We start from the raw sequence: 25697 nt of genomic DNA, 5'->3' as shown, positions 1-25697 counted from the left end.
AGCTATATTGGAGTAAATATGAAAAAAGCAACTTATAGTCAAGTAGAATCATTTAATTCTGTAAAAAGTGGTCCCGAATTTTTAGGTGGTGTGTACTCTGATGAGTCTGAAGTAACCTATGAGCCGGGTAGAAAGTCCAAGTCGCGCAAGAAAAAAATTTTCAAGCGCTAATAAAAACTGACTGAGATAAGTTAATTATTGAAGAAACTATTTATTTAAAAGATATAAGCAGCCTTAGGGCTGCTTTTTTTATGCCTTAAGGTCAAAGTCATACCCGGCAGGTATATTTTTTCTATGGCTAAAAAAAGCCCTCAGAAAAGTCTAAGGGCTTGATTTTATCGTTGCTTATAAGGGGTTTACTTGGGTATTTCAGTAATGAACCCCTCTAGGTATTGTAGCTCTCCATTGTTCTTATATATGCCATACCCACGCTCTCTTACCTTTTTTGTTTCTCTTTGAGCAGTTTTGATGGTATAATCAATACTGTATTTTTCTTTGCGCAATAGCGCCCCCTGAATCGTGCTCCATACCTTGTCGCGTTGTTTTGCATCGGTCAGGCTATCGTATAAACCTTTCTGATTGGTAAACTCATCGGGGTTGTAACCAGTAAGCACTTCTGCCCCTTTGCTCACAAAAGCCATAGACCACTCAGAGTCAGCATTGCAGCGGAAAAACATGCCTGACACATTGTTTATCAAACTTTCCAGTAATTCGTCTGCCTGGCTCAATTGTCGCGAGAAGGTTTCATAAGCTGCCTTGGCGCTTTCGCTGATATTTCTGATAGACACAATTCTTGAATGTACCCCGTTCATCTCTATATTACGTCCTTGTGCTTCTACTTTGATAGTGTTACCATCTTTGTTCTTATAAGTTACTTCATAAGGCTCTTCATCATAAGTTTTAATTTTTTCACTTACAATTTTGGCACTTTCTTCAGACATATAGTCCATAAGATTGGTACCCACCATCTCGTCTGCCGTATACCCCAACATTTCGCACAAAGCCGGGTTTACGTCTTTAATAGTGCCCTGTTCATGAATAACAATCCCCTCGCTGGTGGCATCCAAAAACTTACGCATTCTTTCTTCTGCCATCTTTGCCTCTTCCTCTTTTTTCTTACGCGCCGTGGCATCTCTCAAAATCCCCACATAAATCATACTATCCTCTACCTGAGTTTGCGAAATGGACACATCTACCGGAAGCTCTTCTCCGTCTTTGCGCCGCGACTTAATCTCGACCGTTTTTCCGGTAAGCTCACGCAAGTCTTCACTAATCAAAATAGCTGCTGGACTGCCAATCAACTCACTGTCGGCATAGCCAAATATACGCCCAGTGGCAGGGTTTACCGACATAATAGTACCATTGGCATCAATACTAATAATACTGTTTACTGCAGCATTCAAAATACCTTCTACGGTGGCCGTTTGCTGCTTAAGATCTTGTTCTGCTTTTTTGCGTCGATCAATGTTTCTCAAAGTTCCTGCTACCCTTACTGGTGCGCCAAACTCGTTTCGTTTGGTGCCAGCGGTTGCCGAAAACCACAAATAGTCGCCCCACTTGGTATACAGGCGGTATTCTACCTGATAAGGGGTTTCTCCGGTTTTGTCTATCAGGTGTTCATAAAAAGCACGCAAGGTAGGCTCACGATCTTCAGGGTGCAAACGAGAACTCCAGCTATCCAACTTATTAGGAAACTCAAAATCGTTGAAACCTAACAAAGCCTTGAATCTTGGCGACCACCAAGCTTCATTGTCAGGGTTGATAGGATCGCTCTCTACCACACTCATTTCCCATACTCCTTCGTTGGTAGCAGCCGTGGCAAGGTTAAAGCGCTCTACTGCTTCCTGAAGTTCTTGCTCGTTTCGTTTACGTTCGGTAATGTCTTGCACAATTGCCGCATACACCGGGGTTTCATCATCGCTAAAAAGCTGCAGATTCAACTCTATATCATAAGTAGAGCCATCTTTACGGTGATAAGTAGTCTCAATCAACATATTGTCTACTTCACCGTTTTTCAACGGTTCAATGTGTTGCTCAAAGCCTACGCGGTCAAAACGTGGCTCAATCTCATAAGGAGTCAACTCCATCAACTCTTCTTCTGAATACCCCAGGTTATTCCTGCCTCGTTCGTTTACCTCAGTAAATTTAAAGGTTTTGGCGTCAAACAAGTACACTTCATTGGTAGAGTTGTCTAAAATCTTGGCGTTGCGTTCTGTATATTTTTGCGACTCTTTACGACTGGTAATGTTACGCATAAACATCGATGCTCCAATAATGTCGGCAGTTTCTGACTCAATTGGACTAAGCGATGTTTCAAACCAGGAGCGCTTCAGGCTTTCGTCTCCGTAGATTTCTTCAGTTACAATGTCTTGCCCACTCAACGCCTGGTTCCAAAAAGCCCTCGCTTTTCTTTTATCATCTTCATTATTGTAAATGTCAAACCAGTTTTGCCCTTGCTTAAGCTCTGCACCATAAAACTCCTTGGCAAACTCCTTGATTTTGGTGTTGGCAAGAATCACTTCATACTTATTGTTAATGGCCACGATGCCCGCTGTAGAACTCTCCATGATTTCTTTCAGCTGGACAAAGGCTTCTGACAGTTCTTTTTCTTTTTCTTTAAGCTGTTGAGTACGCTCTCCTACTTTTTGCTCCAGGTTGTTTTTATATTCTTCCAGTTGCAGCTGGTTGCGGCGCATTTCTTCTTGAGTAGTTTCCAGCTCCTCCATGTTTTGGCGCATTTCTTCTTCTTGCGCCCGTAGTTGTTCGGCACTTTGCTGGCTATCTCTCAATAGTGTTTTTGTGTTTTCGCTGGTTTTTACCGACGCAAGTGTAGAAGCAATGTTTTCTGAGAGTCTTTCTACAAAATCGACCTTGTGTGGGTCTAAGGGATTGAGCGAAGCAATCTCCATTGCACCAAACACATCTTCGTTTACACTTAAAGGTACAATTAAGAGGTTTTTGGGGTTGGTTTCACCCAAACCAGAGGTAATTCTCAAATAGTCTTGAGGAATGTTAGAGAGTTGGATGCTTTGTTTTTCGAGCACTGTTTGCCCCAGCAAGCCTTGCCCAAGGTGTATTTTTTTCTCCTGGTACTTTCGTTTATTGTAAGCAAACCCTGCTTTTAGTTCAAGGTACTCTGAGTTTTTGGAACCATTTTGCGCCAGCAAGAAAATGCCTCCCTGGTTGGCGTCTACGTATTTTACCAAATTTGATATAATTTCGTAAGAAAGTTCCTCAGGGTCTTTGTCTGAAGCCCGTAAAATATTACCAAATTTGGCAAAGCCCTCGTTTGCCCAGTTACGTTTGCTGTCTTCATCAGCGACCTTTTTCAAACTATCGCGCATGTTTAGCAAAGTAAAACCTAAGATGTCTTTTTCACTGTTTACTTCAAACGGGAAGTTAAAATTTCCTTTACCCACATTGTCGGCAAACTCGGTGTATTGCTTAAAGTTGTTTACTACCAGGTTCAAACTACTTGCTACTTCGCCTATTTCGTTGGTACTGTCATACTCTACCTTTGCTACCACATCGCCAGTGGCTACCTCTTTTGCTGTAGAAGAGATTTTTTTCAGCGGGTTTACTACGTTGGTAATAATAATTGCCGAACCAAGTAGTAGGGTAAAGAGGTTTAGAATCATGGTAAATAAAAGTACCGATTGGAAATTGACTTGGCTATTGACCAGGTTTTTTTGGTAAAGGTTGCTCAACTCAAAGTTTTTGGTACTTATATCATCAATATTGGTCTGAATAAAATTATAAGCCTTTTCTACATCAGGGTTGAGCGATCGTTTGACAATACTTTTTTGCTGTGTATTGTTTTGTGATATGTCAGACTGGTTGCGCACCACTTGCCCGGTAGTTTTATTAATACTGTCTCTTCTGGTAACATTCAGGTCGTTTATTTCATTAATTTGCCTTATTTCGGTACTGTCAAAGCTAAAATCTACAGTATCGCTATTGGTATCAGACAAGCTTATTTCTGGTTGTTTAACGGGTTGGTTCAGGTTTACACTATCATCTTTAAACACAGGGTTTTGGTTGATGACAACCATTTGTTCTTTAATATTTTGCCACTTGTCTTCCAGTTCTTTTATCTTGTAAGCGCTGCGCTCATAAGGTGTTTTGATCTTTAACTGGTTATTGGTGTTGGTATTTTTTCTTACAAAAGCGACTCCTCCGTTTTTCAGGGCGTTTAGGTTCGACTCATAATTTTGTACATTGTCTTTAAGCGATTCTTTAAACTCTACATCGCCACCCAAAATAGAGCTTAGTAAATACTCTATCCTTTGCAGCAGGTTTTCGTTTTCTTTAGACACCTGCAAGTACTTTTCATCTTCTATAGATTGGTTGTTAGAGTATACAGTTAAGCTATAGTTAACCAATACCAACACTCCGTTTACGATAAAAAACACGATTACCAGACGTTGTATGCTTGTATTTCGAAGCCACCTGCGCAGCCAATTAAAAATGCTCATATCACCAGAAAATGAAAACAATTAATAAAAACCGATCAATCACAAAATGAGGCAAATACCTTATAAAGTATAAGTTGTGTTTTTACCCACTCAAAATATCCTCATGTTAGTAAATCAAAGCTAATAAAAAAAATAAACTCAAGGCATTTTAAACCTTTGATTTTTTTTATTGTCAATCATTACGTATCAATTAAAATACCAATCCCAACAAAAACAATGAACTCACCTTGGGTTTTTACCCTAAGATAAAAAATCAGCACTTTTAACCTTATAAGCCGAAAAACTATTATTACACATAACCGACAAGTATGAGCAACCCCAACAAAAAACTACAACATTTACTATGGAGGGCAGGGTTTGGCGCTACTGTTCAAGATATAGAAAAGTATCAGAGTCAATCAATTAACAAAGTAGTAAACGACCTGTTTGCCCAATCTAAAAAAACAACTCTGTTAAAAGTGGTAGGCTCAGCGCCTATTGCTTTTACCCGCCGCAAGATGATGTCACGTGAAGAACGGCGAGCAATGCGCCGCAAGTCGCGCCAACAACTTAAGCAACTCAACTTAAGCTGGCTAGAGCGTATGGTAGATGGTGATAGCATACTTCGCGAAAAGATGACTTTTTTTTGGCATGGGCACTTTGCCTGCCAAAGCCGCAATGTGCACTTCATGCAAAACCACCTCAACACCATTCGCAAGCACGCCTTGGGTAATTTCAAAGATTTGGTGCTTGCCATTGCCAAAGATCCGGCAATGTTGTTTTTTTTGAACAACCAACAAAACCGCAAACAGCAACCCAACGAAAACTTTGCCCGTGAACTGATGGAACTTTTTACACTGGGACGGAGCAATTACACCGAACAAGATATCAAAGAGGCGGCCAGGGCTTTTACTGGTTGGGGGGTAAACCGAAAAACGGCTGAGTATAAGTTCAAAGAAAGACGCCACGACTTTGGCAGTAAAACCTTTTTTGGCAAAAAGGGAAATTTCAATGGTGAAGATATCATTGATATCATATTGCAACAGGAACAAACTGCCAAATATATCACTGGTAAAATCTATCGTTTTTTTGTAAATGATATACCAAACGATCAAATCATTAGCCAACTTGCGCGTAAATTTTACCAGTCTGGCTATAACATTGAAACGTTGATGCGGAGCATTTTTACCTCTTCCTGGTTTTATGACAACCAGCACCTGGGCAGTAAAATAAAGTCGCCGGTAGAGCTTTTAGTGGGTATCAGGCGAAACTTTCAAGTAGACTTTATCCAGCGAAACTCTGCCTTGTTTATACAAAAAGTATTAGGGCAAACTTTGCTGTTTCCGCCCAATGTAGCAGGCTGGGCGGGTGGTAAAGCCTGGATAGACAGTTCTACGCTTATGTTTAGGCTTAAGCTACCCTTCATTATTTTTAGGGCTGCCGACATTGAAATAACCGCCAAGGCTGAAGGCGACGTAAACAAACAAGGATTTGTAAACCGACGGATGCAACGCCTTGATGCCAACATTCGATGGCACCATTACCTAAAACATTTTGCGAAGCATCGCAATAAACAAGACATTTATAAAGCGTTGTCGGGTTTTTTATTGCAGGTGAATCACACCAACAACCAACAATTTGTCGAAAGGTTTGCCCAGGTAAAAGGGCAACAAGACTTAACAAAGACCATGAGCCTGGGCATTGCTTCTCTGCCCGAATATCAAATGTGTTAGCATATAGAGCACACTCAGTTAAAACCAAGTTTACAGGAATATTTACGAACAGATACACTCATAGCTTATGGCTAACCGCTTGCCGCTACTTAGGAATTGTTCAAAAATAAATTTACACTCTGAGAGGTGATTTATTGCCTTGATACTTCGTTATTTTTAGCCTCGTCTCAAAACAAAACCTCTACCTCAAGAATGGTAATTTAATTTCTCACCATTCCTTAGATTCTAAAAACTTATGAACAGAAGAAAATTTATCAAACGTTCGGCACTGGCTTCAGCAGGTACTATGCTTATTCCAGGTTTTCTGAAAGCCTACGAAGTTGCCCAAATGAATAGCCCGATCAATCATCATAAAAAACTGATTGTTATACAACTTTCAGGCGGAAACGACGGACTGAATACTGTGGTTCCCTTTCGCAATGATGTATATTACGAGTTACGCCCCCGCCTTGCGGTGCCCAAAAACAAGGTATTGAAACTCAATGATGAACTGGGCTTTAACCCGGTGTTGTCGGGGCTCAAGAGTATTTATGACCAAGGCTGGCTATCGGTGGTTAACAATGTAGGTTACCCCAATCCTGACCGATCGCACTTTAGGTCTATGGATATATGGCAAACTGCCAGCGATGCCGACCAATACCTGACTACAGGCTGGCTGGGTAGGTATCTCGATGCTGAATGTGCCAACGATTGCCGTACAGCGCACGAAGTAATAGAGGTAGACGACACCCTGAGCCTGGCTACCAAGGGAGCACGCATCAAAGGTTTGGCATTGACTAATCCTAATAAGTTATACAAAAGTACCCAAAATGACGGGCTAAAAATGCTCGCCAAACAAAAAAACGCGCATCACCACGACTCAAACGTGAGCTATTTGTATAAAACCCTTGCTGAAACAGTATCATCGGCTGAATATATTCACAAAAAGGCTAAGGTGTACAACAGTAAAGCCAATTACCCGCGCAATGCTTTTGCTCAAAGGCTCAAAACTATTGCCGGTCTGGTTACTTCGGGCATTGACACCAAAGTGTATTATGCCGAAATGACGGGGTTTGACACGCACGTGCAACAACAAAGGCGGCAAGAACGCTTGCTCAAAACCTATGCTGACGCTATGAAGGTTTTTGTAGATGACCTCAAGCAAAACAATCGGCTGGATGAGGTGCTCATTCTTACTTTCTCGGAGTTTGGGCGCAGGGTGAAACAAAATGCAAGTAATGGCACTGACCACGGCACCGCCAATAATTTGTTTGTAATAGGTGGCAAACTGCAAAAGGTAGGCGTTTACAACGAATCGCCCAACCTGAAAGATCTTGACAAGGGTGACCTGAAATACAGTGTTGACTTTAGGAGTGTGTATGCTACTTTGTTGGATAAACACCTGAAAGTGAACGATCAAAAGATTTTAGGCAAGAATTTTGAAAAGCTAAAATTTGTATAAATTTATAGTAGTTTGTTTGAAAGTGATCAATAAAAAAGCGCAACCATCATCAGATAGTTGCGCTTTTTGTTTTTTCTTGAATGCTTTTAACGGAAGGCTAATCCTCCATTTCGTAGGCAATCAAATTAAACGTGACCTGTACATCTTTTGAGTAGTCTTCTCCATTCTCAAACATATCAATGTCGGTTTTTTCGTAATACCAATTAATAGTTACCTCTCCTTCCTTTTTTTGGTGATAGTCTTCCAGTTTTTTGATAATCTTCTGAAAGCGTTGCGATGTACTGGTGTTAAAGTAGTCCATCTTGAAATTAAACTCCACTTTTTTGCCACCTTCTCCAAGAAACTTATCCAGCCAATCCATTACAGGTTGGTAAAGGTCTTTAGTGTACTCAGGGTAAGAACTGCGTGACAGCTCTAACACCCCTGTTTCAGCATTGAAGTTTACTTGAGGTCTTTCGTCTTTTCCTTTTATAAACAGATTATCCATGTATCCGTTAATTTGATTTGCAGTTTGAGTATTATACCAGCTCCAATTGAGAACTCTCAATCTTTATATTCCTAAACCGTGTAGGTTTTCATAAAAACGCAGAAAACCATTTAAGGTTATTTTGTGTGTATTGCTAACCACAATAGTCCATAGTATTTAGTCGATAGTCCATAGCTGATTCGAGTAAATGTTCACCTTATTAAATACTGTAAACCGAACTTGTGAGCTCAACGAAGTTAATCAGTATTTTATATTAAGATTGCGTACTCACTTTATTTTCAAAAGTGTTTCGGTTTTATGCCTAAACACCCAGTTAAATAGTTTTTAAATTCATAAATAACTGATAACCGAGCCTCTGGCGAGTCCTTAGATACCGATGTATATCGGTGCTCAACAAAGTTAATCAGTAAACAACTTTGACTAAAATCACTGTGGAGTATTGTAACCATTACCCTATCAATTATTGTTCTAAAAGCGGCTGGTTAATAAAATTAATTGTTTGGGCAAACCAGCACTATTCCGCTTGTTCTTCCATCATCTTTTTTATTTTATTAATGAGCATCTCTTCTTTAGAGGCAAAGTTGCCGTCTGTTTTTGCCAATGTCTTCAGGTTAATCAACACTTCTTTGCTTTTTTCTTCGCTGCTAAACTCCACCTCTTTTTCGGTTAGTTCGGGTAAAATTCGAACATTCATCAAATCAAAAAACTGTTGCCTTTCTGCATTGGTAAAAGCATCCAGGTCGCCTATATAGTCTGCCACATACTTTTTTTCCTCTTCCGAGATCACCCCATCTGCCCGCATAAGATAGATCATGAGCACTATTTCGTTTTTCTTGTCTTCTTTCGACTGGTAGCCTTTGGTGTTAAAAACTTTGGTAAAAAACTTTTTGGCTACCTTGGCAGAATTAGACACTACCCCTGAACCAATTATTTTTTCGGGCTCAGAATGAAAAACCACTTCTGGATTTTTAAACACGTTGAGCAGGCTTAACTGGTGGCGGGTGTTGGTAAGGATATGGGTGTAGTCTATCTGTATGCAGGGAATTACCTCATAATATACCTTTTCTTCTGCCGTAAAAACGCCTAGGTTTTTAGCTATTTTAGCACAAAGTTCTTTGCTGTATTCGTCGTGCTGGTTTTCGGCATCTCCCCCTTTAGCGTCAAACTGACTAAAGGGGTCGTGGTAGAGCATTTGTAGTCTGCCGTTTTTATCACAATGATCCAGTATCAGCTCTTCAGTCACAAACTCTTCGTTCAACTTTTCACCCTTCAGTACCAAGTCCTCCAATTGGTGAGCTTTTACTTCGGTAGTGACATACACCACCTGAGCAGTTTCGCCTATAGTCTGGCATTCGGGACAATCTATTTTACCCTTTCCTTCGCCTTCGGCATAGCATTGGTCACAAGTTTGTTTTACATCTCCGTTGCAAGCTTTGCATATCAATACCTTTTCACCCTCACATACCGGGCAGGTCAGTCTGCCCGAAGTGCCACATTGGTCACACTCTACCAACTGCAGTCTGCCATTAAATAACTCATCTTTGCGTCCCTTGCCCTTGCATTCGTCACAGCTTATTTCTCCAGTACCATCACAACGGGCACACTCGGCGTTGCCCTCTCCTTCGCAAGTATCACAGTCCCATTCGTGCCTGCCTTTGCAGGCTTCGTTGGGGCAATCTTCGTATTTTTCTCCATTACAGGTTTCGCAGGTTTGGTGGTAAGTAAGCTCACTCAAAAAATATTTGGGTTGTGCTTCTGCGATCTTTCCATATTGCAGCTCTAGCGGAAAAGACTCCCAGTGTTTGTCATATTTTTCAACATCAAATACGTTTGGTTCAATATTGTATACCTGCGACAAGGTCTCGAACAGCTTTTCGGACTCAATGACAGCTTTTTTACCAAACTTTTCTTTGCCACCTTCAAAGGCACTCAGGCTATTGCGAATGGCGCCAAAATAGGGGAAGTTAACCCGGTAGGCTTGCCTGATCACCTCTTTGCCCTCAAACTTGACATAAAAATAATTACTCCTATGTATGTCAGCTTCTGGCGGTATATACATGCGATCGTAACGTTCAGCGGCTATTTTACTTAAAACCTCCTTGATTTCATCCACAGAAATCGCCTGTAGTTGTTGGTCAGCGTTTTCGGTCATCAACATATTTAAAACGAGCTTTACTTTTAATGAGTAGTCTGCAAAAAGTTTATCAGACAAAGACAATTAGAAGTCTAAAATAGGGCAAAATATTCACAATCAAAATAGAATGAGCAGCAAGCTACCGGTTATTCATTGGATGGTAAAAAATAACTTGATGATGATGACTGCCTGCTTTTTAATTATTACCCTCTGCTATGCCTCATCAAACCAAGTGACTGATACTATCCTCCACTGTTCGTTTATTTTAATTAACTGCATATTTTTCACCCCTTTCGTTTCAAAAGGTTCGCCGTTTAGTTTACCCGATTTTTGGTAACAAATATAACGCTGAGCAATGTTGCCAACGATGGTCGTATTGTGTGACGTTTCCCACTCCGAAAAATCAGTCAAGGTACCATCACTTAACAATTCTTTGCGAGGCACAATAAACCCCTCAAGATCATAAATATGGACAGGCAAAGAAGTAGCATTGATGATAATGCCTTGTTCAATGAACAGGTGCCTGATGTAGTCTACTTGTGGCTTACTGCCAGCTGTGTTGGTAAAAAGGCTAAAAAAACGCTGAACCAACACATTGATTTCTTTAAGGTTTTGGTCTTCCATAAAAATGAGTTTTTGGCATAAAGCTTTAAACCAACTGCCGAATTTGCTCAATGCTCAATCCGGTAAACTGGCTGATTTCCTCAAGCGACAACCCAGCTTTTTTCATTTTCAAGGCGGTTTGCACCTTGGCTCTTTTTTCCCCTAGTTCCAGCCCCTCTTCTCTTCCCTTTTCCAAACCTTCCTCCCAGGCAGTATCCAAAGAGTTTTTCAAATCACGGTAATATTTTAAGCTATCCTCATAAGCAAATCGTTCGTTTTTGTCAAACAAGGCAATCTCAGCCGCGTTGAATAACTTCTGAAACACCTTCTCTTGTAAAGCTTGGGGTCTTTGCTGAAGTTTATTCAGGTTTTTGAGCAAATACATCCATTTGTCATAATGGCTCTGAAGTTCATCTTCTGTTTTGTTAAACTTGGGCATCTCTAAATAGATAAACTGAAGTTTGTCATAAAACACTTGCTGGGTGGCAAGGTCTACTAACTTTACCTGGTGATGAAATATATTCGATTGAATATCGTCAAAAACAAAATCCATAATTGCCACGGTATACACCGCATTGAGTTGAAAATTCCAATCACCCGATTTTGCCTGCTCTTGCACCGGAAAAGTAGCATAGTAGATACTGCGGTCTTTAAAATACTTTTGTTTTACCTTTTGAAGCTCCACAATGAATTTTTCTCCCTGCTCATTTTCGCAGTATAAATCAAAAATAGCTTTTCTGTCGCCAGGAGCACTTGATAAATGTTCATTTTTAAGGTAGTTAAGCGACTTGATCGTTTGTTCTCCCCTAAGCAATTCATTCAAAAAATCAATGAGCAAATCCTTATTTACCTCTTCACCAAATAGTTTTTTGAAGCCAAAATCAGTGAATGGATTGATAAATTTTTCCATAAATCAATGTAAATTTTTCATCAACAAATTTAATCAAAACTGATGAATTTCCTGCAGCTATTGTTAAGCAACACACCCTACTAAATCAATGGGTTACTTTGACAAAAGTAGCTCCACCCCTACGCAATAAACTTGGATATTAGGCGATTTAACAATTTATTTGTTGCTACAAACCAAATGATAGCTTGCACTTGTTGCGCCAATTGATATGAAAAAAATTTACTTGACAATTCTCTTTTACCTGTTATTCCTTCCTTTGGCATTCGCACAAATACCTGCCAATGAATTGGGCTTAAACCCACTTTCGCTGAAATGGAGTCAAATAAAAACCGATAAAGTAAGGGTAGTTTTTCCGCGCAACCTGGAAAAACAAGGGCAACGAGTGGCAAATATAGTACATTATCTATGGAGCAACTCTAATGAAAGCATTGGAAACAAGATGAAGCCCATTACCATATTTTTGCAAAACCAAACTGTAGCGCCCAATGGTTTTGTTACTCCTGGCCCCTATAGGTCAGAGTTTTACCTCGCTCCCCCCCAGTTTTTGTTCAATGGGCCGTCTGACTGGCTCGACATGTTGGCTATTCATGAGTACCGCCACGCCAAGCAGTTTAGTAACTCTATAAGAGGGGTTACCAGACTCGCCAAAACTTTGTTGGGCTCGTGGCCGTGGGGCGGAGTAATTGGGGCAGTATTGCCCCGATGGTATTTTGAGGGTGACGCGGTAGTAAGCGAAACTGCCTTAAGTAATAATGGACGCGGCAGGCAACCAGGCTTTAATATGGAATATCGTACTTTGTTGGCCAATGGTATCAAGTATGGCTACGAAAAAGCGGGGGCTGGTTCGCTCAACGATTTTGTGCCCGACCATTACAACCTGGGGTACCACATGATCAATTATGGCAGGCGTAAATATGGTGAAACCCTGTGGGCTGGGGTCATGCAAGATGCGGTACGGTACCGGGGGCTGTTTTATCCATTTAGCCGTAGCCTTAAGCGCCGCACCGGACTTACCACCAAGCGTATGTATAAGCAAATGGTAAACGAACTGGACAGTGTCTGGCAGTCAGAAGCCACCCGCCTGACTTATACGCCTACTACACAAATTAACCAGAAAAAAAAACGAACAGTCGTCAATTACCAATTTCCTCATGTACAAGCCGATGGTAGCCTGGTGGTGCTCAAAGATGGGTACAATGAGGTAAAAACTTATTATAAGATACTGCCCGATGGCACCGAGAAACGTTTGACCCTTTCGGGGATTAATTTTGATGTAAATACCAGTCTTTCGGTCAATGGAGGCAAAATGTGCTGGGCAGAAATGGGCTACCACGCCCGGTGGGGGCTCAAAAACTATTCGGTAATTAAACTGTATGATTTAAAAACCCAACGCAAGAAAAAAATCACGCATCGCAGTCGTTATTTTGCTCCGGCGCTTTCGCCCGATGGGTCAAAAATTATCGCAGTAGAAATAAGCCCCAACTTGACCTATAGCCTGGTAGTGTTAGATACTGAGGGCAAGGTGCTAAAAAAACTTGCCAACCCTCATAACTATTTCTACTCGTTTCCGCGTTGGGCAGACAACCACCACATTGTAGTAGTACGCCAGCAAAAAGAACAAAACCAATTGCAGCGAATCAACACCAACAGTGGGCAAACCACCGCTTTGACCAACCCTACCTCAGTACTTATTGCTTATCCGTATGCTCAAGGCGACTATGTGTTTTTTATGGGGGCGTATACTGGAATCAATAATATTTTTGTGGTCAAGCAGGGCTCCAGGCAAGTCTATCAGGTAAGCTCAGTCAAACAAGGGGCTTTTTACCCCCACGTATCGCCCGATGGCAAAACTCTGTATATGAGCGAGTTTAGCCCCAAAGGTTACAATGTGTCTAAAATGCCGTTGAAACCTGCCGATTGGAAAGTGGTACAAAACACCCAAACACTTACAGGAGGCACTGACTTTTATAAAACTATCAGCGAGCAAGAAGGCGGAAGCATTTTTGACAAGGTGGGAGAAGAAAAATTCAAGGTAAAAAAATACAATAAATGGACAGGTATTATCAATCCACATAGTTTGATTTTTTCAGTATTGCATCCAGAATATGGCGCCCGTCTATTGTTTGATAATAAATTCAGCACGCTTTCGGCAAACGTAGGGGCTTTTTACAATACCAACGAACGTACGGTATCTTATGGAGCAAACCTTAGATACGCCGAGCTTTACCCGGTGATCAAGGGGAGTTACCAACGCCTTAACCGTAGTCGGGTCAATGCCAACTCAGCAATTATTAATGATACTACCATTACTTTTGGGCTCAACGAACAAAAGTGGCAAGAAGACCGCTATTCGGCAGGGTTAGAGTTGCCCATCAACTTTTCGGGGGGGAGCAACTTTAACCGTATGCGTTTATCGGCTACTTTTCATCAAATCAGCGTAAACTTCGACAACGAAGACACCCGGATTTTGCAGTTTGATACACTTACCGGGAGCACCGCAGGACAGTTTGCCCGCCAAAACCTCAGCTTTGAACCTTTTCAAAAAACAAGTATGCAAGCCCTGGAGCTGAGGTTTACCAACAATATGCAACAACAAAGGGCCTTGCAACACATCAACCCTCGGTTTTGGCTGTATTGGGACCTAAGGTACAGAACTACCCTTAACACTGATATAAATTCGGGCAATGTATTTTTAGGAATATTCAATTTGTATTTACCAGGGTTTGCCAAAAACCACAGCATGTATTTTTCTACAGCTTTTCAAGCAGAAAACTTCAGCAATGCCTATAAGTTTGTCAACTATTTTCCTTACTCCAGGGGCTATGGCAGTTGGTTTGAAGACAACGCCACCAAATACGGTTTCAATTATACTTTTCCGATTGCTTACCCTGACGTAGCCATTGGTCCCTTGCTGTTTTTCAAACGGATCAAAGCCAATTTATTTTATGATGTAACCCGCCTCAACTCCGACTTAATCAATACTTTTAATGGGGTGACCAATACTCGCCTTATGCAATCTACTGGTGTAGAACTTACCTTTAATGTACGCGCTTTGCGTTTGCTCGAAATAGATATGGGGGTGCGCTATAGTTATTTGTTGGATGCTGGCACTTTTGGCATCGCCAACCCACACAAGTTTGATTTCTTGCTATTTAGTATTGGCATATGAGTAGTAGTAATAAGCTATTTTTTTACCGATGGATAAAAAACAAACTCCTCGTCAGTACAGGTTGACGAGGAGTTTGTTTTTATACCCACTCAATCATTTTTACGGCGAATCCGGGCTTTGCTCTTGGGGGTAGCTTTGCTGTTTTTAAGGTGACTCATCTTTTGGCGGTAACGTTCAGTAAGGGTAAGCTTGACTTTTTTCTTTGCAATGGCTTTTTTGCCTGAGGCAGTGGTTGCCACTTTCTTCTTTTTGGCAGGATGATACTTAAACAAAGGGGCTTGCTCCTGGGCGTACAATGTACTGCATGACCATAGTATTACAAAGGTAAAAGAAACGATGTATTTCATGTAGGATGTCAATAAAACAGGTGGTATGAACAAAAATAAAAATCTACACTTTATACTATTTCAGCGTCAATAGTAAGTGTATTTATACAAAAACACGTTTTTTATTTGGTAAAACGTTCGGTTAACTGTTCGCTTACGAACACTACTTGCACGCTCATGTACAACTTTCGATGCCTTATTTTTTTGTGTAATTAAAATAAACTTATATATACTACTGACTATCAAGTATTTACAATCAGTTTATTTTTTATTAAACGAACTGGTATCGTAGTTGAATTATGTGGAGCACAAACCATATAACTTTTATTTTTATTTGAGAATTGTTGAGTGAGCCCAAGCATTATGAAATATGAAGTAAAAGAGATTGCATATAACGAAAGATTATTTAAAAAACTGATCAAACAAGCACTTTTAAAGGCTCCCCAACAAAAACATTCTATAGAAGATATTGTACTTGCTACCGGACTTTCTACCCGTTGGGTAGCATATACCTTGTCTTTGTTGCTTAGGCGGTATCCTTGCCGCTTCGAAACCAACGAAAATAATGACCTTCTTTACATTTTTGATTTTGACGCTGGCGAAAACCGCCTACAGCGTTGGTTTACCCAATGGCTAAAGACATCTCCCAATACTAAAGGGGGTTGGCTCAGAAAAACAGTCGCACATATCGCAGGTATTACTGACCAACTCAAAGATCGCTGGTTGACCGAAAAGCTGATATTGAACTATATACGCAACAACCAAGGGCAAATAGTGATTGCGGAGCTTATCCAACTTACCGGATGGAGTATTCGTCAGGCGGAAACTGAAGCAGTACAATTACTTGCCAACTACGAGGGGGAGGTGGAGATCACTACTCAAGGGGTAATTATTTATAAATTTGCCCAGTTTGCCAAACCTTCCAACGAATCGGTTGACATTAGCGAAAGCCTGAAAATATGGGAACGCCCTCTGGCAGAAAAAGAATGGAAGGGAGAAGATTTAGAAAAAAAGATCAAAGCACTCAACCAGTGGAATTTCCGCATAGCTGCCACTGCTCCTCTTGTTTTTGGGGGATTGTTTTACCTACTCAGTGGGAGCGTGCCCACTCAGGTATTATTGCTAAGTGCTGGGCTGCCTTTGTCGCTGTCTACGCTGTTTTATAGCATTCCGGCTGTACGCAAGTTGCGTTTGTCGCTGGAAAATGAGAAGATTCGCCGCAAAAATGTAGAACGTTATGTACTCAAGGCTATTTTTCACCGCATTCACCAACAAATTCGCCCTGAACGTCAAATCAAAGTTTTGATAGATGACGTAAAGCCGCTTAAAACCTATTTGTATTGGTGGAACTCACGCCTGGTGGATCAGTCTATGTTTGACGTGCTCATGATGCTTACTTGTACTTATGACAAAGAGGCTATTTTTAGAGAAAAAGCTTTGGCGCTTGATGCAGAGCTCAATGTGGATACCAGTGGAGAAATTTGCTATGAGTTTGAGCGTTTGCACCTTGAGATAACCGAGGTGGCGCATAATCGTTTGCCCTCGTCTAATAGTTTTGATAATTTATTGATTTAATAGCTCAAAGCTGCATGATAACCACTTCCCCTAAAAAGCTTAACATTCGCTTTGGTCTCGTTGCAACGAGACCATTTTATGGATATTTCCCACCACTTGTACTTCTAATCTAATACCAAGTCTAATTGAAAACCCATACAAACTCACTTGTAGTGGTTTTTTTTGGCAAGACCAAGTTCTTCGCTATCGTTACCCGCTCTCTTGGTCAGCTGCGCTTAAGACCAAGAGGAGGGGACAAGCTTGGTGATGGCTTTTGATGTAGACTTACAAAGAATTTAGTGTAAGGGTAATGGCAACCATTTGGTATAATAATAAATGCTTATTTACAATAGTCCATAGTATTTAGTCGATAGTCCATAGCTGATTCGAGTAAATGTTCACCTTGTTAAATGCTGTAAACCAGTATTTTATATTAAGATTGTATACTCACTTTTATTTTTAAAAGTGTTTCGATTTTATGCCTAAACACCCAATTAAATAGTTTTTAAATTCATAAATAACTGATAACCGAGCCTCTGGCGAGTCCTTAGATACCGATGTATATCGGTGCTCAACAAAGTTAAACAGCAAACAACTTTGACTAAAAAACCAATACAAACTCACTTGTAGTGGTCTTTTTTGGCAAGACCAAGCTCTTCGCTATCGTTACCCGCTCTCTTGGTCAGCTGCGCTTAAGACCAAGAGGAGGGAACAAGCTTGGTGATGGCAATTACTTCCCCGAAAGGGCTTAATATTAGCTTTGGTCTCGCTGCACTGAAACCAACTTTTGGATAGTTCCTACCCTCTATACTTGTAATCTAATAATAAACGCTTATTTAAAGTCAACTAAAAAACCCAAAGTAGAGCATCTACTTTGGGTAATACGTTTTATTTGTTTTAGTTTTAGATAAAGGCACCTGATTCAGAGTTCTTCAAATCTTTGTTATGCAGATTTGTGGCCTTTATGCTTGCTGGTACTTTTGATTGGAGGAGCTTGTACTTCTTTTTTTGGTTTTTCTTCGTCCATAGACCGGATGTTTTCCAAAATAGAGGCTAATTGCTCATAATCATTTTGCTGTTTTCGATTCATAATTTCAATGAAATTTTAGACACTGTACCTATGACAAAAGTACAACAAAAAAGATTAGCTATAGAATAGATTCTACGAGTAACCTTTCTTGTGTGGTAAAAGCCCCGAAAACGAAGATTAATGGGTAATACTTACCCAAAAAAAAGGTATAATTCAAAGATAACTGATCGAAATACACCTCTTTGTTTGTACTTTTTCATTAATCAGTTCATTCATTTAGTCAACATTTTCAAGACCTTACCTTGTGCATTTTGCCTGCTTTGTGTTAGGAGGCACAGGTAAGTTAACTATTAATAACGCAGGGCTTAATTTTAAATAAGTCGGGGCATTATCTTAATAAAATTCTCACAAGCCTGATCATATTCCCTCATGCCAATGTCTTGTCCTCAGGGTCAAAACAAAAAATGTTTACTTTCAAGGTAATGTAAGTTAGCGCACTGTATCAATCAAAATGAAAGCAGTAATTGCTATAGTTTTTCTATTAAAAATAAAATGCCTTTACTATATAAAATCAAACTTTTTAGTAAACAAAATTACAAAAAATACGTAGTGTTTCAACCTGTTTTCACTTTTTATCAGGTTTTTTATTAAAATAATTATACAAAACCCTTTCTGTTAAAACCAACACAACTGATAACCCTCTATTTACCAAGCCATTGACTTGCTCAATGTACTGATATTTTTTGCAGTTTTTATACTTTTGGTATGTGTTAAAAAACAGTATATTTGCTAATGCACTTTTAGCAAGCAAAACCAACACCTTGAGTATGTATAAATTAGTATCTGATTTTGACCCAATGGGCGACCAGCCTAAGGCAATAGAACAATTGATTCATGGAATAAAAAACGGTGAAAAAGCACAAACCCTACTGGGAGTAACTGGTTCGGGTAAAACATTTACTGCTGCCAATGTGGTAGCCCAACTCAACCGCCCTACTTTGGTGCTCAGCCATAACAAAACCCTGGCGGCACAGTTATACGGCGAGTTCAAACAGTTTTTTCCCGACAATGCCGTTGAGTACTTTATTTCTTATTATGATTATTATCAACCCGAAGCGTTTTTGCCTACTACAGGTACTTATATCGAAAAGGACTTGTCTATCAACAGCGAAATAGAAAAGCTTCGCCTGAGTGCTACCTCAGCTTTGTTGTCGGGCAGGCGCGATGTATTGGTGGTAGCTTCGGTATCGTGTATTTACGGTATTGGCAACCCAGAGGAGTTTGGCAAAAACGTGATCAGCCTAAAGGTAGGCGATGAGATAAGCCGTAACAAGTTCTTGTTTGCCTTGGTAGACATTCTCTATAGTCGTACTGAAGCGGGTTTTGAGCGGGGTAACTTTAGGGTAAAAGGCGACACGATTGATATTTTTGTAGCGTATGATGACTTTGCTTTTAGAATTTTCTTTTTTGGCGACGAGGTAGAAGCAATTCACCGCATTGATCCCGAAACCAACCAAAAGTTATCTGAAGAAACAGCCATTTCTATATTTCCGGCAAACTTGTTTGTAACCGGGCAAGATGTATTGCACCAGGCAATCAAAGAGATTCAGGATGATATGGTAAAGCAGGTGTTGTATTTTGAAAAAGAAAACCGGGTAGAAGAAGCCAAACGAATCAAAGAAAGAACAGAGTTTGACCTGGAAATGATGCGCGAACTGGGTTACTGTTCTGGGGTAGAAAACTATTCGCGTTATTTTGATCGTCGCAACCCTGGGTCGCGCCCTTTCTGCTTGCTCGATTATTTTCCTGACGATTACTTGTTGTTCATTGACGAGAGCCACGTTACTTTGCCCCAAATACGCGGCATGTATGGGGGTGACCGTTCGCGTAAGACCAACCTGGTAGATTATGGCTTTAGGCTACCTTCGGCGCTTGACAACCGCCCACTCAACTTTCAGGAGTTTGAAACTATGATGAATCAGGTGATTTATATAAGTGCTACACCCGCTGAGTATGAACTCGAAAAGTCGGAAGGGGTCATTGTAGAACAGTTGATTCGCCCAACTGGGGTAATCGATCCGGAGATTTTTGTGCGCCCCAGCCTCAATCAAATAGATGACCTGCTGGAAGAAATAGATGCTACACTCAAAGATGATGGGCGGGTGTTGGTAACTACCCTGACCAAACGCATGGCAGAAGAACTAAGCAAGTACCTCGACCGATTGGACATTAATTGTACTTATATTCACTCGGATGTGAAACCGCTGGAACGGGTAGAGATTTTGCGTCAGTTGCGTTTGGGCGAAATAGATGTACTCATTGGGGTAAACTTGCTGCGGGAGGGGCTCGACTTGCCCGAAGTATCGCTGGTGGCAATTATAGATGCTGACAAAGAAGGTTTTTTACGCAACGAACGTTCGCTGATTCAGACCATAGGGCGGGCAGCTCGTAACGAAAAAGGGAAGGTAATTTTGTATGCCGACAAAATGACGGGATCGATGGAACGTGCCATGAACGAAACCCAACGCCGTCGCAAGGTTCAGGATGAGTACAACAAAAAACACAACATTACCCCCAAAACTGTACGCAAAAGCAAAGAAGCGATTATGGGGCAAACCAATGTTGCAGACAAGCGCAAGAAAGCGGGGGCAAATTATTATACAGCTCCTGATACTATAAATATGGCTGCCGACCCAGTGGTGAGCTATATGACCCAAGACGACTTGCAGAAGCTTATCAAAACAACCCAAAAGGCGATGGAAAAGGCAGCCAAAGACCTCGATTTTATGGAAGCAGCTCGTCTACGCGACGAATTGGCTGATTTGAAGACAATGCTGAAGAAGTAATACATAGGTGCTAGGGACTAGGCGCAAGGTGCTAGGTACACCCTGTTCCATAGGCAACCAACAGGGGCAAGTTCTAGATGCCGATGAATATTGGTGCTACGCCCTGTTTAACTCCGTTGAACTCATCGGCAACTAACAGGGGGCAAGTTCCTAAATTCCGATGAATACCGGTGCTATTTCCTATTTCACAAAAAGCTTGTAAAGCATTTATTTTCAGATATTTACAAGTTTACTAATTAAAAAAACTACACCATACCTGCCAGCGTTTGCTCGCTCTGGCAAGTATGGTTATGCTTTTTGTTTTATTTTATTTTGGTATACTTTATTCTCCAGTTCAACTTCCAGGTTTTGCCCTTGTCAAGCGACGCCTCCCAGTCCCAGTCGAAACTATCGGCTTTGATGTTGTAAAATACCATACGTTGCTTAATGATTTTACCCTTATATTTGCCTTTAGTACCCGTAAAAGACCGCTCAAAAATACGCTTGTTCCCATCAAACTTTCCTACAAAATCGAGGTAAGCTCCCTGGTTGTCTACCCAGGTTTGTTTCCAGGTTTTGTTGTTAGGGTTGTACACTGAAAAACTCAAGCCGTGAAAGCCTTTCATTTTTGGGTCGTTGCTGATTATAAAGTTTTCTTTGATCACCTTGCCGTTTAAGATACGGGTAATCTCGTTGGTAGCCTTGCCTACAGTACCATCTGCATTTTTCCAGGTGGCGTTCCATTTACCCACCCAAAAGTCAAATCTTTTGTCGAGCGGCACCTCTTTTTGGGTAGGAGGTATGGTAGCCGTTTGTAAAGATACCACCGTAACAAGTAAAGTAATGAAAGAATGTATCATGATGATTTGGTTTGGTTTTGTTTAAAAAAGTGATCAGCTATAAGGCCAAGACTTGTAGCCAACTTAAGCCTTGGTACTTCTAAAACCTTGTGGCTGACAATGACAAACATCGCTTATGGGCAAGTAAAAACAGTCAAATCCGATAAAATTTGACCTAATTCTTTATTTTTACCTTCTAAATTGACCAAAATTGTGAAAAAGAACCCGACAACCTTCTCAAAAAAACCAATATATATGGAGGATCAATTGCACCAATTTATGTATCAGTCGCCCATTGGTGAACTGGAAATCATTGGCAATGACGCAGGCATACAAGCTATTTTATTTGTAGACAATACCACCGAAACCGTTTTGCCCAATGCACCTGCCAACGTTGTGCCCACTCATTTGCCCAAGGTGTTACAAGCTTGTGTAACCCAACTAGATGAATATTTTATGGGCAAACGTGAGGCATTTGATCTTTTGCTCAACCCACAAGGTACGGGGTTTCAGCGCAGGGTGTGGGAGGCTTTGTGCCAAATACCCTTAGGACAAATAAGTACTTATAAGAAAATAGCCAAAGCTATAGAACTACCCAAAGGAGCCCAGGCAGTAGGCGGCGCCAATGGACAAAACCCTCTCTCTATAGTAGTACCTTGCCATCGGGTAATTGGCAGCAATGGTACCCTTACTGGCTACGCCGGGGGATTATGGCGTAAGTCGTGGTTGCTAAAACACGAAAAGGTAAAGCTACCTGGCACCCAATTGTCATTAATTTAACAAAGTATTCATCAAATCGGGTGTGTCAAAAAAAAGTACTAAAACTCCCAGCCAATCAATAGCTTTTTGCTGTATTTTTTTCGCTCGGTTACTTCTATAAAGCTAGTACGCACCTGAGCGATTTTTACTCCTTGGTGGCCAATGGTTCCGTGCAAAGATATTTGAGGCTCAAAATTTGTCCAAGCCCCTCCCCTGCTTTGGTAAGCCTCTGTAAAGTAAGGCATTGCCAATGTTTTTAAGGCAGTAAAAAAAGCATCGGGCAGCATTTCGGGCAAACGATGATCGCCTCCTGAAAAGGCAAAAATTTTGCTGTGAGGCAATATGGTAACCCCAGGGGCAAAAGTGGCTGAAAAAGTCTGATGGAAGTTTTTTTCAAATGCTTTTCCCAAATAGTCCTCAGATAATGTCAGGCTCACTTCCTTGGTCTTTCTCTCTAGAGGAGTAGCATATACACTGTCGCGCTGATACCCTACGGCATCGTAACAAACAAACACGTGGGCGTACTGATCTAGTTCGAGCCAACCACGACCTTGGTTGTAATACTCGCCTGTGTTGGGCAACTGAAGCTTTTCAATCAACAGTTCCCGAAGTTCTTCGCACAATGCCGGGTGGCTGTCGTACAGGGCTTGCCCGTTTAGCAAAAGCCGGACGATGGTTTCGTCACCGCCACAATCCCACACGGCCGTAATGCGATGTTTTTGGGCATACACATCCACCACTTGTTGCCTTAGCTCTTCAAGATAGGTTGCCTTACCTTTGTCATAAAAATTACCCATGACCTAATATACAAAATTGTAGCATATTGGTACTCCTCTACTTTTTTATCCTATTTTTTTTTGTCAATTTCTCATTTAATCCTCAGTTTCGTTATGCTTAGGAACATGTTCAAAATAAGTGTCGAGATTGAGGGCATAAACTCAAGGCTGACTGAGGCACTTTTTGCGGGCGTAGCAGCGCTACGGACAATAAAAGCTCATAGTCCCGGCGGAACTGCCGGGGTAACGAAAGTCAGGAAAGAGGATATGTTCTAAACCGGACAGCTTCAAAGTCCCGATTTCTTATCGGGGTTATTGTTGAGGGCTATGCCCGAAATCCCGTTTACGGGGCGATCACGTTCCTTAGTAAAATGGAAAAAATAAAGTAATCCAAAAGAAGGCAGTATATGTTTGTTGGACGATGAAAAAAATCTTTGCGTAGCCTTAGCTACGGAACTGTTTTTTGAAGAAGTACAACGATCAGAGACGAAGTTCAATGGATTAGGTTATTTTTGTAGTTTTACTTAACTCAAGTTACGCAGTTTTCTTAAGGTCACATGTTTCTATTGTTGAATGGCTGTATTGTTGCGCAATGCGTAGCCCAACCATTGAGCAATAAAGTCATATAACCATCAAAATAAGTAGGTCTGCGTAGCTTCAGCACTTAATTAAATAATCAACTGAATGAAACCAACCCTTATTGTATTAGCCGCAGGCATGGGCAGTCGCTACGGAGGACTCAAGCAACTGGATCGCTTGGGTGTTTCGGGCGAAACTTTGATGGACTATGCGTTGTACGATGCCGCCCGCAGTGGTTTTGGTAAAGTAGTATTTGTGATTCGTCGTGACTTTGAACAAGCTTTTTGTACAAAGGTATTGGCTCCGTTACAACTTGACATAGAGGTATGCTATGTTTTTCAGGAAACTGAAATAAATTTAAATGGCGAAATTATCCAACGCGAAAAGCCTTGGGGAACCGGGCATGCATTGCTTGCGGCTAAAAACGAGGTAACGGGTACTTTTGCGGTAATCAATGCCGATGATTTTTATGGGCAAGAGGCTTTTGCTACGCTGGCCAATTATTTGATTAATTTGCCTCCGAACAGCTCTGAATATGCGCTGATAGGATATGTACTACAAAATACCCTTTCAGACAATGGTACTGTGTCGCGGGGGGTATGCCAGGTAAATGAGACAGGCTACCTGACCAACATTGTAGAGCGTAAAAAGATATGGAAAAGCCCGCAAGGCATTTTTTGTACCGATGAAAAAGGCAAACAAATAGCCCTTGACGGCAATAGCCTGGTATCGATGAATTTGTGGGGAGGTAATAAAGAAGTATTTGATGTGCTGGCAGCACAGTTTCCGGCATTTGTACAAGCCCACAAAAACGATCCGAAAGCTGAGTTTTTGATTCCTGAAGTATTTGCGGGCATGGTGGCCAACCAAACCGCCCAGGTAAAAGTATTGCGCAGCGACGCTCATTGGATTGGGGTTACTTATAAAGAAGATAAACCTGAAGCTATGCAAAAACTAAAAGCATTGACTGATAAGGGTGCTTACCCTGCTAATTTATGGAACTAGCCTCTACCCCACTCGTACGCAAGGTGGCAAAGGTTTTTGCCCTTTCGGGGAAACTCATCGATGCCCAACCTTTTGGCAACGGACATATTCATGATACTTATCGCCTGGAAACCGCTGAGGGGCCAATCAGACATACGTACATTTTACAACGGTTTAACCACCAGGTATTTAATCGCCCTGCATTGGTCATGCAAAATATTTTGCGGGTAACTACTCACCTACAGCAACAAGGTTGTATTACTCCTAGGCTGGTGCTTACCCGCCAAGGGGAGCCTTATTATAAAGCCTCTGACGGATTTTGTTGGCGGGTGCTTACTTTTGTAGCCAATACTTATACTATAGAAGAGGTACAAAACGAAAATCAAGCATACGAGGCGGCGCGTTGTTTTGGTAACTTTGCCCGCCAGCTCAGTACTTTGCCCTTGCACCAGGTACACGAAACCATTCCTCGTTTCCACGATTTGTCGCACCGTTATGCACAATTTACCCAAGCATTGCCTCAAGCTTTCCCCGAAAGGGTAGAAAAAGCAGCAGAAGCGATCAGGTTGATAGAACAACGGGTAACACTGAGAAACCAGGTGGCAGATGTGTTGCCCACGTTGCCTTTGCGGGTGTTGCACAATGACACGAAGGTAAACAATGTACTGCTACACAATGACACGCACCAAGGGGTATGCGCTATAGACCTCGATACAGTCATGCCTGGTTATGTGTTGTATGATTTTGGCGATATGGTACGTACTTTTGTAAGCCCGGTACCTGAGGACGCACGACAGCTTGATGGTGTGATCGTACGCAAACATATTTTCGAGGCTTTGACCAAGGGTTATTTACAGGCCTGGGGAGCTGAGTTGCAGGAAGTAGAAAAACAGAGTTTGTGGTTGGGTGCTCGCCTCATGCCTTATATGATTGGTATGCGTTTTTTGACGGATTACTTACAGGGCGATGTGTATTATAAAACAACTTACGCTGAGCATAATCTCGATCGGGCAATGAACCAACTGACATTGTTGACGAGGCTGGAGGCGTTTCTTGAGCTGCGATAGAGGTTAGCTTTTAGCCTTTGTTTGGCT

17 protein-coding genes are annotated in these 25697 nt (G+C 41.3%); 8 read left to right on the top strand and 9 right to left on the bottom strand.

The genetic code is table 11. From position 1 onward, the window contains the following. Positions 1-356 precede the first annotated feature (356 nt). Entirely contained in the window at positions 357-4475 is a 4119-nt protein-coding gene (locus M23134_RS39165; protein WP_082226741.1) for a PAS domain S-box protein, read from the bottom strand. A gap of 308 nt (positions 4476-4783) precedes the next feature. On the opposite strand from M23134_RS39165, the gene M23134_RS30480 reads away from it, so the two are divergent. Both M23134_RS30480 and M23134_RS30475 read left to right on the top strand, forming a co-directional pair. Next, on the top strand, positions 4784-6187 hold the full coding sequence (locus tag M23134_RS30480) for a DUF1800 domain-containing protein (protein WP_002703136.1): 1404 nt from the start codon (positions 4784-4786) through the stop codon (positions 6185-6187). 235 nt (positions 6188-6422) lie between these two features. Then, positions 6423-7628, top strand: a complete 1206-nt coding sequence (locus tag M23134_RS30475) for a DUF1501 domain-containing protein (protein ID WP_002703134.1) — start codon at positions 6423-6425, stop codon at positions 7626-7628. 97 nt (positions 7629-7725) lie between these two features. Here the strand turns inward: M23134_RS30475 and M23134_RS30470 are convergent, their stop codons facing one another. The 4 genes from M23134_RS30470 to M23134_RS30455 all read right to left on the bottom strand — a co-directional run bounded on the left by M23134_RS30470 (position 7726) and on the right by M23134_RS30455 (position 11762). Next, positions 7726-8115 carry a DUF1987 domain-containing protein gene (locus M23134_RS30470; RefSeq protein WP_002703132.1) on the bottom strand — a complete coding sequence of 130 codons (390 nt, stop codon included), beginning with the start codon at positions 8113-8115 and terminating at the stop codon, positions 7726-7728. Positions 8116-8629: 514 nt separating this feature from the next. Continuing rightward, positions 8630-10273: a hypothetical protein gene (locus M23134_RS30465; protein ID WP_002703130.1), complete on the bottom strand. Its 1644-nt coding sequence runs from the start codon at positions 10271-10273 to the stop codon at positions 8630-8632. Between the two features lie 189 nt (positions 10274-10462). Next, on the bottom strand, positions 10463-10873 hold the full coding sequence (locus M23134_RS30460; protein WP_002703128.1) for a hypothetical protein: 411 nt from the start codon (positions 10871-10873) through the stop codon (positions 10463-10465). 25 nt (positions 10874-10898) lie between these two features. Then, a complete protein-coding gene (locus M23134_RS30455; protein WP_002703126.1) occupies positions 10899-11762 on the bottom strand; it encodes an Rpn family recombination-promoting nuclease/putative transposase in 864 nt (287 codons plus the stop codon). A 208-nt stretch (positions 11763-11970) separates the two neighbouring features. Here M23134_RS30455 and M23134_RS30450 point away from each other — a divergent pair, with 208 nt between their 5' ends. Next, complete coding sequence (locus M23134_RS30450) at positions 11971-14931, top strand: TolB family protein (protein WP_002703124.1); 2961 nt, start codon at positions 11971-11973, stop codon at positions 14929-14931. Between the two features lie 89 nt (positions 14932-15020). Here the strand turns inward: M23134_RS30450 and M23134_RS30445 are convergent, their stop codons facing one another. After that, the gene (locus M23134_RS30445) at positions 15021-15278 is read right to left on the bottom strand and encodes a hypothetical protein (protein ID WP_157558724.1); all 258 of its coding nucleotides are present in this window, start codon (positions 15276-15278) and stop codon (positions 15021-15023) included. A 342-nt stretch (positions 15279-15620) separates the two neighbouring features. On the opposite strand from M23134_RS30445, the gene M23134_RS30440 reads away from it, so the two are divergent. Then, positions 15621-16832, top strand: coding sequence for a hypothetical protein (locus M23134_RS30440; RefSeq protein ID WP_002703119.1), 1212 nt, complete (start codon positions 15621-15623; stop codon positions 16830-16832). 922 nt (positions 16833-17754) lie between these two features. Here M23134_RS30440 and M23134_RS41480 read toward each other — a convergent pair. Next, positions 17755-17901 carry a hypothetical protein gene (locus M23134_RS41480; protein ID WP_002703117.1) on the bottom strand — a complete coding sequence of 49 codons (147 nt, stop codon included), beginning with the start codon at positions 17899-17901 and terminating at the stop codon, positions 17755-17757. Between the two features lie 767 nt (positions 17902-18668). On the opposite strand from M23134_RS41480, the gene uvrB reads away from it, so the two are divergent. Then, complete coding sequence (gene uvrB, locus M23134_RS30430) at positions 18669-20687, top strand: excinuclease ABC subunit UvrB (RefSeq protein WP_002703113.1); 2019 nt, start codon at positions 18669-18671, stop codon at positions 20685-20687. Positions 20688-20989: 302 nt separating this feature from the next. On the opposite strand, the gene M23134_RS30425 is transcribed toward uvrB, so the two are convergent. Then, positions 20990-21526, bottom strand: coding sequence for a DUF1579 family protein (locus tag M23134_RS30425; protein WP_002703111.1), 537 nt, complete (start codon positions 21524-21526; stop codon positions 20990-20992). 234 nt (positions 21527-21760) lie between these two features. Between M23134_RS30425 and M23134_RS30420 the strand changes: the two genes are divergently transcribed. Beyond that, positions 21761-22285: a methylated-DNA--[protein]-cysteine S-methyltransferase gene (locus tag M23134_RS30420; protein ID WP_002703107.1), complete on the top strand. Its 525-nt coding sequence runs from the start codon at positions 21761-21763 to the stop codon at positions 22283-22285. Positions 22286-22323: 38 nt separating this feature from the next. Here M23134_RS30420 and M23134_RS30415 read toward each other — a convergent pair whose 3' ends face one another. Then, positions 22324-23061 carry a hypothetical protein gene (locus M23134_RS30415; protein WP_002703105.1) on the bottom strand — a complete coding sequence of 246 codons (738 nt, stop codon included), beginning with the start codon at positions 23059-23061 and terminating at the stop codon, positions 22324-22326. 663 nt (positions 23062-23724) lie between these two features. On the opposite strand from M23134_RS30415, the gene M23134_RS30410 reads away from it, so the two are divergent. Beyond that, positions 23725-24624: a nucleotidyltransferase family protein gene (locus tag M23134_RS30410; RefSeq protein WP_002703103.1), complete on the top strand. Its 900-nt coding sequence runs from the start codon at positions 23725-23727 to the stop codon at positions 24622-24624. Then, complete coding sequence (locus tag M23134_RS30405) at positions 24615-25670, top strand: phosphotransferase enzyme family protein (protein WP_002703101.1); 1056 nt, start codon at positions 24615-24617, stop codon at positions 25668-25670. Before M23134_RS30410 ends, M23134_RS30405 begins: the two co-directional genes overlap by 10 nt. Positions 25671-25697: the final 27 nt, after the last annotated feature.

Source organism: Microscilla marina ATCC 23134 (assembly GCF_000169175.1).
GTDB classification, from domain to species: Bacteria; Bacteroidota; Bacteroidia; order Cytophagales; family Microscillaceae; genus Microscilla; species Microscilla marina.
Note: the sequence above shows the minus strand (reverse complement) of the source record. Positions and strands in the feature narration are given on the sequence as shown.